We start from the raw sequence: 15,001 nt of genomic DNA on the forward strand, positions 1-15,001 counted from the left end.
TACCGCACTTTTTGTTATTTTAGATTATTAATTTTTTTGTTTTTAATAATGTAATATGAGTTAACGCAGACAATAAATACATTTAACCCAATTACAGGAATAGATCCTATTAATAAACCATAAATAACAAAGCAAGCTGCTCCTAATGAATTAACAAAACGTAGTTTAATAATATCTTTTAATAAAAAAGAGGCAGATACTAATATCATAGCAACGTAGCCGAGTATTTCAATAAACATATTTTTCTCCCAAAAACAATATTCAGTTCTAATTTAACTTTATTTTTGCTTTAATAAATTGGATTCATCTATCCTAGCTTACTCGACCACATTCAATTTCTATTACTCGATCACAAATTGCCATTGTAGAAGTACGATGACTGACGAGGATAATCAGTTTATCTTGTTTGGCTTTTAGTAGTGATTTTAAAATAATTGCTTCATTTAAACTATCTAGATTGCTAGTTGGTTCATCAAGTAAAATCACTGGTGCATTATGCAAAAATGCACGAGCGATACCAATCCGTTGTTTTTCACCTTCGGACAAACTATTGCCCAATTCAGTAACGATGGTCTCATATCCCTGTGGTAGGCTCATTATAAAATCATGAATTGACGCTTTTTTTGCTGCTTCAATGACCTCATCACGACTTGCACTCCGTCTAGCCATTAAAATATTTTCATAAATGCTTTCATTAAAAACATATGTTTGTTGTGTAATGTAAGCCATATTATCTCGTAAATTTAAGGTGTTCAATGAAGTTAAATTTTCTTTATTAATATAAATTTGTCCTTGTTGAGGGTCATAAAAACGCATTAATAATTTTAATAATGTACTTTTACCACTACCACTACGCCCATGAATACCGAGAATCTCACCTTTTTTTGCTTGTAAAGAAAAGTTAGTTAAGATAGGTTCGTTTTGGTAGCAAAAGCTAATATTATTTACTTCAATTTCATTAATATTTTCAATATTTCTACCATCAGTAACATCTTTTAAGATGGGTTCTTCCGCTAATAAACCTAATACACGTTCACCACTTGCAAAAGTTTGTAATAGGTTATTTGAAAGATTACTTAATGCTATCACAGGTCCATAACTTGACATCAGCAATACTACTGACACGATAAATCCGTTAAAATCAATTTTTCCGTCATAAAAAAGAATACCACCAACTAATAATATCAATATATTAAAGACAGAAACAGCAATTTCAGTGAGACTTTTTACTTTTGACTCTTGGTTTTTAATACGTAAAAAAGCTTGATCTATTTTTTTTGTGCGTTGTTGAATTTCTGCTAATCGTTCTTCAGTATAATTAAATAACTGAATTTCTTTCATTCCACGAATACTATCTAAAAAATGATCATTCATTTCAGACATTAATTTACGATAAGCTCTTCCATCTTCACGAGCTAGTTTAGTTGTAAAAATTGGCAATATAAAACCGATAGTTAAATAAGCAACTAATGCCACTAGTGCCAACCAAATAGATATATGAGAGAAAATGATCAGTAAAATTAATGAAGTAATAAATGCAATTGCAATTGGTGCAATAGTATGTGCATAAAATACTTCTAGTAGCTCAATGTCATTAGTTACTAATGATAATAGTTGCCCTGATTGTTTACCTTGTAATTTAACGAATGCGAGTTTTCGTAACGCTGAGAAGACTTTATCTCGTAATAGTGCCAATAGTTTAAAAGCAATATAGTGTCCCGACATTTGCTCTAAATAACGTAAGATACTACGAGCAACAGCCATTACAATAAGTGCGGTTAGAATTTGAGTAAAATTTAGATAAGTATCAAAACCGAGTAATTGTGATACACCGACAGCCCCTAAAGTGATAATAAAAATTGCTGCTAAAAAAACCAGAGTTCCCATTGAAATCGTAAAAGCCATAATATGAGCTAAAGGCGTAACTAATTTCAGTAAATGCCACATAATTACAAAGCCATTTTTACGCATTTTTATCTCCTGAACGCAAATTTTCTAATTCTTTTTGTTGATTAAACATTTCCGCATAAATACCTTTGCTAGCCATCAGTTCAGAGTGATTACCCTGTTCGATCAATTCTCCTTGTTGTAGTACATAAATTTGATCAGCTAACATTGCGTTTGCTAAACGATGAGAAATCATGACAATAGTTTTATTACGTTTTAAACGTTGAATAAATTGTAAAATGATCTCTTCACTTTCAATATCTATGTTACTTGTGGCCTCATCAAAAATATAGAGATCGGCATCATGTAATAATGCTCGTGCTAAGGCTAAACGTTGAATTTGACCACCAGAAAGATTTTTGCCAAGACTCAATAAAATCATATCTAGTCCACCATTTTCACGAACAAAATTGGCTAAATTTACTTGATTCAGTGCTTGGTAAATTTCATCATCAGTCGCAGTTGGATTCGCCATTAGCATATTTTCTCGCAGTGTGCCTTTGAACACATAGCTGTTATTACTAACCAGTGCTACGTGGCGACAGAAAGACTCTCTCGTAAATGTAGTAGCGACTTGATCATTAAACAAAATTTTGCCTTCTTGTGCCTGGTAAAACCCCATTAATAACGACACTAAAGTGGATTTTCCGCAACCACTCTTACCAACAAAAATTGTAAGTTGTTTTGGTTTAATTGTTAGAGTGAGGTTTTTAATTACTTGTTTTTGTTCAGAATAAGCAAAATTTAATTGCTGTATTTCTACTTCAATTCCATCTTTTGTTTTAAAATCCACCGCACTTTTATTTTCCTGTACTGGCGTATCAAGTAGGGCAAAAATTTTATCAGAGGCAGCTTTACCATTCATTGCTACATGGAAAAAAGAGCCTAATAGTCGCAAAGGGATAAAAAATTCGTAAGACAATAGAATAAACACAATTAAGCCAAAGAGACTTAAATTTCCACTTTGAAACTGTAAAAGTGCGGTTAAAATTCCAATTGCGGCACCACCGTAGGCCAATAAATCCATTACAGAGATTGAATTTAATTGCATAGTAAGTACTTTCATCGTGATGACTCGGAAGCTTTCAGCTTCATCTCTCATTTTTTGTGCTTTAAAATCATCATCTTGATAAATCTTAAGTGTGACTAATCCTTGTAGATTATCTAAAAAACTGCTACCTAATCGCACATAAAGAGACCAGTATTTACTTAATAATCGCTTAGCAATTTTATTTACAGCCATAATAGATAAGGGAATTAATGGCACACAAATTAACAAAATGATTGCTGTTGGTGCATTAAAAAAAATTAAAAACAAGAATAAAGTAAAAGGAGCAAGTAAACTGTAAAAAAGTTGCGGAAGATAGCGACTGAAATAAACTTCAATAGATTCAACGCCTTCCGAAGCAATTTGAATCACAGAAGATGTAGATTGTTGCTGTGATTGACTGAGTGGCATTGATGATAATTTTTGGTAAATCATTGAGCGTAAAAGGTGTTTTAAGTTAGAACTAGCAAAACAAGAAGAGCGAATCGCTTTTTTACCAGCCCAAACGCGTAACATCAATGCTAAAAGCAAAACAATAACTAAAAGAGTTGCACTTGATAGCGTTAATAGCCCGTTATAAGCTTGTTGAAAGAAAAAAGCAAAAGAGGATGTTGAAATTATTCCAGCTAGCAGTGCAATCCACTGAAATATTACTGTTGTTCTAATCCATTTTTTGCTACTTGGCACCATGTTGATTAGGCGTTTATCAATTATCATAGATTGTTCCTAAACTTTGTTAAATTAAAAACCTACTTCTGATAAAAGTGAATAACTCTTATCTTACAAATACTTTAAATCTTTATTTCCCCAAAGTGCGGTTAAAAAATAGCAGAAACTCAAAAAGTTATAGGATTAATGCTGGTATAAAAATCTCTGAGGTAACAAACTTTTTTGGCAAGTATATTGCTAAATACAAATGAAAACAATTATATAGTATAAATAAAAAAAGACCATACTGAAAGTGCGGTCTTTTTTATGGTAATTTAATATTTAAATATCTAAATTTGCTCGCAAGGCATTAGTTTCAATAAATTCTCGACGTGGTTCAACTTCATCTCCCATTAAAGTAGTGAAAAGTTGATCTGCAACAACCGCATCTTTAATTTGGACTTGTAACATAGTGCGATTTTCGGGATCCATTGTAGTTTCCCAAAGCTGTTCAGGATTCATCTCACCCAGCCCTTTATAACGCTGAACTACTAAGCCTCGACGTGATTCTTTTACTAACCAATTTACTGCTTGTTCAAAGCTATTTACTTGATATTGACGTTCTCCGCGTGCCACATAGGCACCTTTTTCTAGTAGACCGTTTAATTGCGATCCCAGTTTAACAATGCGAGTATATTCACTACCTTGAACAAATTGGAAATTTAAGAAATAATCATAATCTATTCCATGCGTGCGTACAGTTAACACCACTTCGTGTAATTGACGTTCAGGATTAAACATTAAGCGATAGTTATAATGATTCCCCCCATTTTCTTGTGCCACAAGTTGTTTTACTAAATTTTCTGCCCACTCAGTCAATAAATTTTCATTTTGCATTAAAGTTGATGTCAATTCAGGCTGATAAACGAGCGTTTTTAATAGAGCTTCTGGATAATAGCGAGATAAATGGCTAATTATTTTTTGCACATTGTTATATTCTGAAATCAATTTTTCTAACATTGCACTATTCATTGCTGGAGCATTTTCATTAGTGTGTAATTCAGCGCCTTCTAATGCAATATTTAGCTCAAATTGAGCCATAGCCTCATCATCTTTAATATATTGCTCATTTTTGCCTTTTTTAACTTTGTAGAGTGGGGGCTGAGCAATGTAAATATGTCCACGCTCAATTAATTCAGGCATTTGGCGATAGAAAAAAGTTAATAGTAAAGTACTGATATGGGCACCATCTACGTCAGCATCGGTCATAATAATAATGCTATGATAACGCAATTTATCTGGGTTATATTCATCACGTCCAATACCGCAACCAAGAGCTGTAATTAAAGTCCCTACTTCAGCGGAAGAAAGCATTTTATCAAAGCGAGCTTTTTCGACGTTGAGTATTTTTCCTTTCAATGGCAAAATCGCTTGATTTTTGCGATTACGGCCTTGCTTTGCAGATCCCCCTGCAGAATCACCCTCCACCAAATAAAGCTCAGATAGTGCGGGATCGCGTTCTTGGCAATCGGCTAATTTGCCTGGTAACCCCGCAATATCCAATGCACCTTTTCTTCGAGTCATTTCACGAGCTTTCCGAGCTGCTTCTCTAGCTCGAGCAGCCTCTACAATTTTAGCTGCAATAATTTTGGCATCTTGCGGATTTTCTTCCAAATATTCTTGTAGCCGTTCACTCATCGCAGATTCAACCGCACTTTTTACTTCTGAAGAAACTAATTTATCTTTAGTTTGCGAGGAAAATTTTGGATCGGGGACCTTAACTGATACTATTGCGACTAAGCCCTCTCTTGCATCATCACCCGAAGTTTCTACGCGATCTTTGTCACTTTTACCTTTTTTATTTAGTCCTTCTTTTTCCATATAGTTGTTTAGCGTGCGTGTTAATGCGCTGCGAAACCCTGCTAAGTGAGTTCCACCATCACGTTGGCGAATGTTATTAGTAAAACAATGGATATTTTCTGCTTGATACCCTTCATTCCATTGTAATGCGACTTCTACGCCGATATTGTCTTTTTCTATGGAAAAATAAAAAGTCTTTTGATGAATTGGATTTTTGTTTTTATTTAAATATTCAACGAACGCTTGAATACCACCTTCATAGTGGAAGTGGTCTTCTCTATCGTTTCGTTTATCAATCAATTTAATAGAAACACCAGAATTTAAAAAAGATAACTCACGTAGGCGATTAGCTAATATATTGTATTCAAATTGAATATTTTTAAAAATGGTAGGACTTGGCCAAAAATGGACACACGTTCCAGTTTGCTCAGTATTGCCAACCTCAGCGAGAGGGGCAACAGGATCACCTAAATGGTAAAATTGTTCATAAACATGTCCTTGACGGCGAATAGTTAATTGTAATTTATCAGATAAAGCATTCACTACTGATACGCCGACACCATGCAAACCGCCCGAAACCTTATAAGAGTTATCATCAAACTTTCCTCCAGCGTGTAGTACAGTCATAATGACTTCAGCTGCTGAAACGCCTTCTTCAGGATGAATGTCTACTGGGATTCCTCTCCCATCATCTTGTACTGAAATAGAATTATCAGTGTGAATAGTTACGATAATATCTTTACAAAAACCAGCTAGGGATTCATCAATTGCGTTATCTACTACTTCAAATACCATATGGTGCAATCCTGTGCCATCATCAGTATCACCGATATACATTCCAGGACGTTTACGTACAGCATCAAGTCCTTTTAATACTTTAATACTGTCTGCACCATAAAAAATTTCAGGAGTTTCATTTGACATAAATTTTCTCTATTTTTTATAAAAATTAGCTAAATTATATCAAAGTTCTGATCATTTAGCTAAAAATAACAACTCTAACGCTAAAGTGCGGTTAAAATTTTTGAAAAAAACGATTAACCTTATCATTGAATTTAACGAATTTGTGAAATTTCTATCAAATTAAATATAAATTTGTTTACTTTTTTTAATTTATACGTATTATTTGGCACCTAGGTTTTACTTATTTTTCACTGAGAAATAAGTTGTGTAATATAGCAGTAGAAATAATCTGAAACTAAACATAAGTTATTTAAACTTTTATCAAATTTCAAATTATTTCTATTTTATTCTTTACTTGCATAATTTTTATGGATTTTTATGAAACTCAGCTCAATTCCTGTTTTTTTAACAGGACTTTTTTCAGTAACTTTAGTATTAGCTCATCAAGATCATGAACAAGTTGATGTTTTTCAACTTGATGAAATTAAAGTGGAAAGCACTCCCTTTACGTTTAGTTCAGATCCTCTTTCAGGTGCACCTAAATTTAATGATATTGTCGTAAATAAACAAAAGTTAAAGGCTCGTTCCAGTACGCTAGGGAACGCTTTAAATGGTGAATTAGGTGTGCATAGTAGCCAGTTTGGTGGAGGTGCATCAGCACCTGTAATTCGTGGGCAAGAAGGAGTGCGGCTGAAAGTTTTGCAAAATGGATCAGATGTAGTGGATATGTCGCAGATTTCTCCTGATCATGCAATAGGTGTTGATACTTTACTTTCACAGCAAGTAGAAATTGTACGTGGTGCTTCAACTTTGCTTTATGCCAATGCTTCACCCGCTGGAGTAGTCAATGTAATTGATAATCGTATTCCAACTTCGATTCCTGAAAAAGGATATGATGTAGATTTAAATTGGCGGTACAACAACAATAGTAATGAAAAACTTGGTACGGCGGGTATAACGGGTAGTGTTGGGAAGAATATTGCGTTACGGTTTGAAGGATTAGTTCGTCGTTCAGACAATTATCATGTGCCATCATTCAATTTAAGTAAAGTATTAGACTATGTACCAGATACTTACAATAGAACTAAATCAGGTAATTATGGCGTTTCTTTTATTGGTAAAAATGGGTATATCGGGGCTTCTTATAATGAGCGTCGTGAATCTTATGGTATTCCAGGACATAATCACGAATGGGATGGTTGTGCGGGACATGTGTATGGTTTACCTTTGAGAACAGATAAAAATTATTATTTATTACTTTATAAACATTTAATTTCGGATAAAGATCTGGATAACCCTCATTTTCACTGTGGAAGTAGTCATGCACATGATGGTCACAATCACGATCATAGTCCTGATCATCCTTATGGGCATGACCATGACCCAAGTTTAGGTGGCCCTACTGTGAATTCTCAATCAAAACGATATGATGTAAAAGCAGAATTGAATCAAGTAGTTAAAGGATTAGACAAAATTAAGTTGAGTTATTCTACAACGGATTATAAACATGATGAATCAGATGGTCACGTTCCAGTTAATTTGTTTAAAAATGATGGTTATAACTTTCGTACTGAATTTTTTCATACGCCAATTGCTAATTTGACTGGTGTTTGGGGCGTGCAATATCAATCTCAAATAATGAGTGCGAATATTCCTCGTTTACCACCTAAGCGGAGAAAATATTGCCCTTATGGAGAAGTGTGTCCAAAAGAAAAACCATTTGACTCTACCAAAATTACGGAAGGAGATCGCGTTGGTGGATGGGCTCTAATTGAGAATAAAAATACTCAGTTAAGTTTTTTTGCTGTAGAACAATTACGTTATAAAGATTTTTTATTTGAGTTAGGGGCGAGAACAGAAGAACAGAAAATCAAAATAGACTATGATGTTGAAGCGTTGAAAAAAATTAGAATAGGAAATTTACCGTTACCTGATTTAAGTGGTTATCATGATAGAGCCAATTCCTATGCATTATCAATAAGTTGGAATGTCTCTTCAGAATATATGCTTAATTTATCTTATTCTCATAATGAGCGACATCCAACACCAATGGAGCTTTACTATCATGGTAATCATATTGCAACGAATTCATTTGAATATGGTAACAAAGATCTAAAAAAAGAAGTTTCAGATAATTTTGAAATGGGTATCTCATATGAAGGAGATAAGTTAAGCTACAAGGCGAGTTTATATTACAATGATTTCGATAATCGTATTTTTAGCCAAACTTTAAATAGAGAAGGAAATTTATCGCTGAATCGTTATACCCAATCAAAAGCTAAATATTATGGCGTAGAAGGACAAATTGATTACAGTGTGACTCCTGAATTTTCTGTGGGAATTTTTGGAGATTATATCAGAGGTAAATTGTCTAATTTACCAGATTTTTATCACAGCAAGGGAGCTTTCGGTGGAGGAATCGCTGAGTCTCAGCCAAATCAGAATGCTCCAAGAGTGCCTCCTGCACGGTTAGGATTACGTACAAATATTCAATTTACCGATAATATTCTTGCTTCTGTAGAATATATTCATGTTTTCAAACAAGATAAAGTAACAGCTCCAAGAAAAAAACAGGATAAAGTTGGGTCAATTATTACTGATAAGAATGGGAATTTTGAATGGATAATAACAGAATACCCAACAGATGGATATAATATGGTAAATATGAATCTTGAATATAATAAGACAGTCAATAATATTGATTATCAAATTTTTATTCAGGGTAATAATTTGTTAAATGAGAAAGTGTATTCTCATGCTTCGTTTTTACCTTTTGTGCCACAGATGGGGCGTAATATTACCGTAGGAATGAATATTCATTTTTAGATTGCTATAAAAAGAGCGGTGTGAATTTTTAAAATGCACCTCTCTTTTATCTATTGTGGGGAAAGTCAGCAAGAATTTCTTTTTACTATGTGTAATTAAAAATCACTTAGTTGATAGTATAACCTAGTAAATTTTTCATGTTTTTGTTGGTATTCTTTATATTTTTCTTGGTGAGGTTGGTAAACAGCCACTAATGGTAAGGGCTGACAAAACTGTGCTATATCTTGTTTTGGATTGAGTGCAATTTGTGCTAGTTTTGCTGCACCCAATGCTGGACCGACATTGCCACCAGTGCGGTATTCAAGCGTTTTGCCACTTATATCTGCCAACAATTGACACCAATAAGTGCTTTTTGCTCCACCTCCAATTAATGAAATATTATTTGCTACTACACCAGTTTGGTGTAGTACTTCGATTCCGTCAGCTAAGGCAAAACTTACTCCCTCAATTACAGCTTTCGCAATACTTGCTTGATCATCATTATGAGTTAATCCCCAAAACACGCCTTTGGCATAAGGATCGTTATGTGGGGTTCTTTCTCCAGACAGATAAGGTAAAAAAATCGCTTCAGAATTAACCGCACTTTGTTCCGCTTGACGGAATAGTGTTTGAATATCACCTATGCCAGTTACTTTTTTTACCCAATCTACTGCTGAAGCAGCACTTAAAATCACGGACATCAAATGCCAACGATCTGGTAATGCATGGCAAAAACTATGTACCGCTTTTTTTGGATTAGCGGTAAATTTATCAGTGACTACAAAATAAACACCAGATGTACCAAGTGATAACATTGCTTGTCCGCTTTGATATAATCCGACGCCAATGGCACCCGCCGCATTATCGCCCCCGCCCGCCACTACCGGCACTTCTTTCATTTTCCATTGTTGCGCCAAACTTTTACGCAAATAACCGGTGATTTGATTGCCTTCAAACAGTTGTGGCATATTATCGATATCCAGCCCGCAAGCATGGAGTAAATCTTGGTTCCAATCCCGCTTGCCGACATCCAGCCACATGGTTCCGGACGCATCCGACATATCGGAGGCATATTCGCCGGTCATCAATAAACGTAAATAATCTTTGGGTAGCAGCACTTTCGCCACTTGGTCGGCAAGGCGAGGTTGGTGTTTCGCCACCCATTTTAATTTCGGCGCAGTAAAGCCCGGCATCATCAGATTTCCGGTAATTTCGCGACCGGTTGGTACCAATTGTTCCAACTCGGCGCATTCGGCAAAACTGCGTCCGTCATTCCATAAAATCGCGGGCGACAAGACTTGATCTGCGCTATCCAGCAAAGTGGCGCCATGCATTTGTCCGGTTAACCCGATCGCTTTTACTCGGCTAAGATCTTGTTGATTTGCCAACTCCAACATGGCAAGATTGGTCGCCTGCCACCAGTCTTGCGGATGTTGTTCCGACCAAAGCGGCTGCGGACGAGAAATAGTAAGCGCGTGGCTTGCGGTGGCAAGAATATGTTGCTCCTCATCCAGCAAAATCGCTTTGACACCGGATGTGCCTAAATCAATTCCGATATACATAAAGGCTCCTTATTACCTCGTTCCTGATCACGAAAAGTGCGGTCAAATTTTTAAAAATTCTCACCGCACTTTTAAGATTAACGATAGATATAATGATTGACAATATTTTCAAGATATTCTTGTTGTCCTGAAACCGGTTGCGGATCTAAATTTTCCGCCACTTTTGCCAACGCTTCAAGTGATGATTGACCGCTTAAAATTTGTTGACCTAATTCACTACTCCAGCCTGCATAACGCTGTTCAACGATCTTCTCTAAAGTTTTATCTTCAAGTAATTTCGCGGCACGTTTTAATGACAACGCAAGTACATCAATGGCTCCAATATGACCGTGGAAAAGATCATAAGGATCGGTGCTTTGACGACGGACTTTTGCATCAAAGTTGAAACCGCCAGTTGTAAAGCCACCAGCTTTTAAAATTTCATAAAGTACAAGCGTATTTTCTTCTACACTATTCGGGAATTGGTCAGTATCCCAACCTAATTGCGGATCGCCACGGTTTGCATCAATAGAACCCAAAATATCAAGTGCCGCAGCAGTTGCAACTTCGTGTTGGAAAGTATGACCTGCTAATGTTGCGTGATTAGCCTCAATATTTACTTTAATTTCTTTTTCCAAACCAAATTGTTTTAAGAAACCATAAACGGTGGCAACATCATAATCATATTGATGTTTTGTTGGCTCTTGCGGTTTCGGCTCAATCAACAACGTGCCTTTAAAGCCGATTTTATGTTTATGTTCCACCACCATTTGCATAAAACGACCAATTTGCTCCCGTTCACGACGTAAATCCGTATTAAGTAAAGTTTCATAACCTTCACGTCCACCCCAAAGCACATAGTTTTCCCCCCCTAAACGCTTGGTTGCATTCATGGCATTGAATACTTGTGCGGCAGCTCGCACAAAAATTTCTGGATTGGGGGTTGTTGCTGCACCTGACATATAACGTGGATTACTAAAGCAGTTCGCTGTTCCCCATAACAATTTTACGCCAGTTTCCGCTTGTTTTTGTGCTAAAAGATCCACAATTGTATTAAAATTTTTCATATATTCTACGTAAGAGTTCCCTTCTGGAGCGATATCTACATCATGGAAACAATAATATGGCACGCCTAATTTTTGCAAGAATTCAAAGGCAATTTCCGCTTTTTGTTTTGCCGCCTCTAACGGATTGGAGACTTTTTGCCAGCTACGGTTAAGCGATCCGACCCCAAACATATCATTGCCTTCCCAACAAAAAGTATGCCAATAACATACTGCTAAACGCAGATGTTCTTCCATGGTTTTACCTAAAATCACTTCTTGTGGATTGTAATGTTTAAACGCAAACGGATTGGTTGAATTTGCACCTTCATATTGTACTTTTCCTATTTTGTTGAAATAGTTAGACATAGTTCATTCTCCTCTATGTAGTAAATACTGAAATCCATAGCATAATGACGAAAACTACAAATGCCTTCAATTACGATATTTCGTTTTTCAATTTAGATTATTAGTTAATGTGTATCAGATCACAAAAGTGAGAAAACGTAATACTATTATGAAATCTAATAATTGAACTATTCAATTAAGGAATGTAAATTCTGAGGCGAGCAAAAAGTTATCGCTCAATAATCTTTATTAAATTCATTGAGGTGAACTATGAAAATCAAATCAACCTTATTAGCAGTTACAGTAGCAACACTAATGTTTTTTGGACAATCTGTTGTTGCAAAAGATCTTAAAATAGGTATGTCTATTGATGATTTACGTTTGGAACGTTGGCAAAAAGACCGTGATATTTTCGTTAAAAAAGCGGAAACTCTTGGTGCAAAAGTTTTTGTTCAATCAGCGAATGGTGACGCTACTGCACAAATTTCTCAGATTGAGAATATGTTGAATAAAGATATTGATGTGCTTGTTATTATTCCTTTTAATGGTGAAGTATTAAGCAATGTGATTTCAGAAGCGAAAAAAGACGGTGTAAAAGTGTTAGCATACGACCGCTTAATTAACAACGCTGATATTGATTTCTATGTTTCATTTGATAATGAAAAAGTTGGTGAATTACAAGCTAAAACGATTATTGAGCAAAAACCAGAAGGTAACTATTTTTTAATGGGTGGATCTCCTGTGGATAACAATGCAAAATTGTTCCGAAAAGGGCAAATGAAAGTGTTACAACCTTTAATTGATAGTGGCAAAATAAAGGTAGTTGGCGATCAATGGGTAGATAGTTGGTTAGCGGAGAAAGCCTTGCAAATTATGGAAAATGCTCTGACAGCTAACAAAAACAATATTGACGCAGTAGTCGCTTCTAATGACGCCACTGCAGGCGGTGCTATTCAAGCCCTTACTGCTCAAGGTTTATCTGGCAAAGTGGCTATTTCTGGGCAAGATGCTGACTTAGCAGCGATTAAACGTATTGTGGATGGTACACAAACTATGACTGTGTATAAACCTATCACTAACTTAGCGGATAAAGCAGCGGAAATTGCAGTGGCATTAGGTAAAAAAGGTGAATTAACCTCCAACGCGAAACTGTATAATGGTATGAAGGAGGTGCCGTCTTTCTTATTAGATCCTATTGTAGTGACAAAAGACAATATTGACAGCACCGTGATCAAAGACGGCTTCCACAGCAAAGAGGCAGTGTATAAATAAGTTGTGATTAGCAAAGTGCGGTGAATTTTGACCGCACTTTTAGCAAATATCAAAGGGAGATTGTGATCATGGTGCAATTATTGGAAATGAAGAATATCACTAAGAAATTTGGCGATGTTACCGCATTGAATGCAATTTCAATTTCTTTGGCAAGGGGTGAAATTCTTTCTTTATGTGGCGAAAACGGTTCGGGAAAGTCCACTTTAATGAAGGTACTTTGTGGTATTTATCCAGTAGGAGATTATGAAGGTGATATTTATTTTGCTGGTGAAAAATTGCTAGCAAAAAATATTAGAGAGACTGAAGCAAAAGGGATTTCTATTATTCATCAAGAATTAACTTTGGTGAAAAATATGACTGTGTTGGAAAACATGTTTTTAGGCAATGAAATCACTCAAGTTGGTTTGACTAACGATAACGAAATGTATCTGCGTTGCAAAACTTTATTAGAACAAGTGCAGTTGGATATTGACCCGAATACCAAAGTAGCGGAATTAGGTTTAGGGCAGCAACAGTTAGTGGAAATTGCCAAAGCCTTAAACAAACAAGTGCGTTTATTGATTTTAGATGAACCGACCGCATCTTTGACAGAAAAAGAAACCGCTATTCTGCTTGAGCTAGTTAAAGACCTAAAAGCACATAATATTGCCTGTATTTACATTTCCCATAAATTGAACGAAGTAAAAGCCATTTCTGATCAAATTTGCGTGATTCGTGACGGCGAGCATATTGGTACACGCTCAGCTACTAGCATGAGCGAAGATGATATTATAACTATGATGGTGGGGCGTGAAATTACCTCACTTTATCCACATGAACCTCACTATATTGGCGAAGAAATTTTACGGATTGAAAAGTTAACCGCATGGCACCCAACCAATACTCATATTAAACGGGTGGATAATGCCTCTTTTTATTTGCGTCAAGGCGAAATTTTAGGAGTTGCAGGTTTGGTTGGTTCTGGGCGAACTGAAATGGCACAATGTCTGTTTGGATCTTATCAAGGGAAACGCCAAGGCGAGATTTTTATTCGTAATCAAAAAGTGAACATCAACAATTGTGCGGATGCCATTGCACAACAAATTGTGATGGTGCCAGAAGATCGTAAAAAACACGGTATCGTGCCGATCATGGGCGTAGGCAAAAATATTACCTTGTCTGCTTTGCCACAATTTTGTTTCGGCAAGAAAGTGATTAATGAACCTTTGGAACAAACCATTATTCAGCAATCTATTGACAAGCTGAAAGTGAAAACATCGTCACCAGAATTAGCTATCGGGCGGTTAAGTGGCGGTAATCAGCAAAAAGCTATTTTAGCTAAATGTTTGTTGCTAAATCCGCACATTTTAATTTTAGATGAGCCGACTCGAGGAATTGATGTGAGGGCGAAATACGAAATTTATAAATTAATTAACCAGCTTGCTCAACAAGGCTTGGCGGTGATCGTGATTTCATCAGAATTACCTGAAGTGTTAGGTATCAGCGACAGAGTGCTTGTGATGCATCAAGGTAAAATTAAGGCTGATTTAATCAATCATAATTTAACTCAAGAACAAGTGATGGAAGCCGCACTTAAGGAATGACTC

General features: G+C 35.8%; 9 protein-coding genes. 3 read left to right on the top strand and 6 right to left on the bottom strand.

All coding sequences use genetic code 11. The features are described from left to right. Positions 1 to 14: 14 nt before the first annotated feature. From ACFQ02_RS09030 to gyrB, 4 genes are all read right to left on the bottom strand, one after another. Positions 15 to 239 (bottom strand): YgjV family protein, encoded by a 225-nt coding sequence (locus ACFQ02_RS09030; protein WP_380822042.1) that lies wholly within the window; start codon positions 237 to 239, stop codon positions 15 to 17. A 73-nt stretch (positions 240 to 312) separates the two neighbouring features. Further along, a complete protein-coding gene (locus ACFQ02_RS09035) occupies positions 313 to 1,971 on the bottom strand; it encodes an amino acid ABC transporter ATP-binding/permease protein (RefSeq protein WP_380822045.1) in 1,659 nt (552 codons plus the stop codon). After that, positions 1,964 to 3,712 (bottom strand): ABC transporter ATP-binding protein/permease, encoded by a 1,749-nt coding sequence (locus ACFQ02_RS09040; protein ID WP_380822048.1) that lies wholly within the window; start codon positions 3,710 to 3,712, stop codon positions 1,964 to 1,966. The genes ACFQ02_RS09035 and ACFQ02_RS09040 overlap by 8 nt, the downstream gene beginning before the upstream one ends. A 273-nt stretch (positions 3,713 to 3,985) precedes the next feature. Next, on the bottom strand, positions 3,986 to 6,427 hold the full coding sequence (gene gyrB / locus ACFQ02_RS09045) for a DNA topoisomerase (ATP-hydrolyzing) subunit B (RefSeq protein WP_380822051.1): 2,442 nt from the start codon (positions 6,425 to 6,427) through the stop codon (positions 3,986 to 3,988). A 357-nt stretch (positions 6,428 to 6,784) separates the two neighbouring features. Here gyrB and ACFQ02_RS09050 point away from each other — a divergent pair, with 357 nt between their 5' ends. Continuing rightward, a complete protein-coding gene (locus tag ACFQ02_RS09050; protein WP_380822053.1) occupies positions 6,785 to 9,232 on the top strand; it encodes a TonB-dependent receptor in 2,448 nt (815 codons plus the stop codon). Positions 9,233 to 9,327: 95 nt separating this feature from the next. Here ACFQ02_RS09050 and xylB read toward each other — a convergent pair whose 3' ends face one another. Continuing rightward, on the bottom strand, positions 9,328 to 10,773 hold the full coding sequence (gene xylB, locus ACFQ02_RS09055; protein WP_380822056.1) for a xylulokinase: 1,446 nt from the start codon (positions 10,771 to 10,773) through the stop codon (positions 9,328 to 9,330). 77 nt (positions 10,774 to 10,850) lie between these two features. Continuing rightward, the gene (xylA, locus tag ACFQ02_RS09060) at positions 10,851 to 12,164 is read right to left on the bottom strand and encodes a xylose isomerase (RefSeq protein WP_380822058.1); all 1,314 of its coding nucleotides are present in this window, start codon (positions 12,162 to 12,164) and stop codon (positions 10,851 to 10,853) included. A gap of 249 nt (positions 12,165 to 12,413) precedes the next feature. On the opposite strand from xylA, the gene xylF reads away from it, so the two are divergent. Then, the gene (xylF, locus tag ACFQ02_RS09065; protein ID WP_380822061.1) at positions 12,414 to 13,415 is read left to right on the top strand and encodes a D-xylose ABC transporter substrate-binding protein; all 1,002 of its coding nucleotides are present in this window, start codon (positions 12,414 to 12,416) and stop codon (positions 13,413 to 13,415) included. 68 nt (positions 13,416 to 13,483) lie between these two features. Beyond that, a complete protein-coding gene (xylG, locus tag ACFQ02_RS09070) occupies positions 13,484 to 14,998 on the top strand; it encodes a D-xylose ABC transporter ATP-binding protein (RefSeq protein WP_380822064.1) in 1,515 nt (504 codons plus the stop codon). Positions 14,999 to 15,001: the final 3 nt, after the last annotated feature.

Source organism: Seminibacterium arietis (assembly GCF_042675725.1).
In the GTDB taxonomy this organism is placed as follows: Bacteria; Pseudomonadota; Gammaproteobacteria; order Enterobacterales; family Pasteurellaceae; genus Seminibacterium; species Seminibacterium arietis.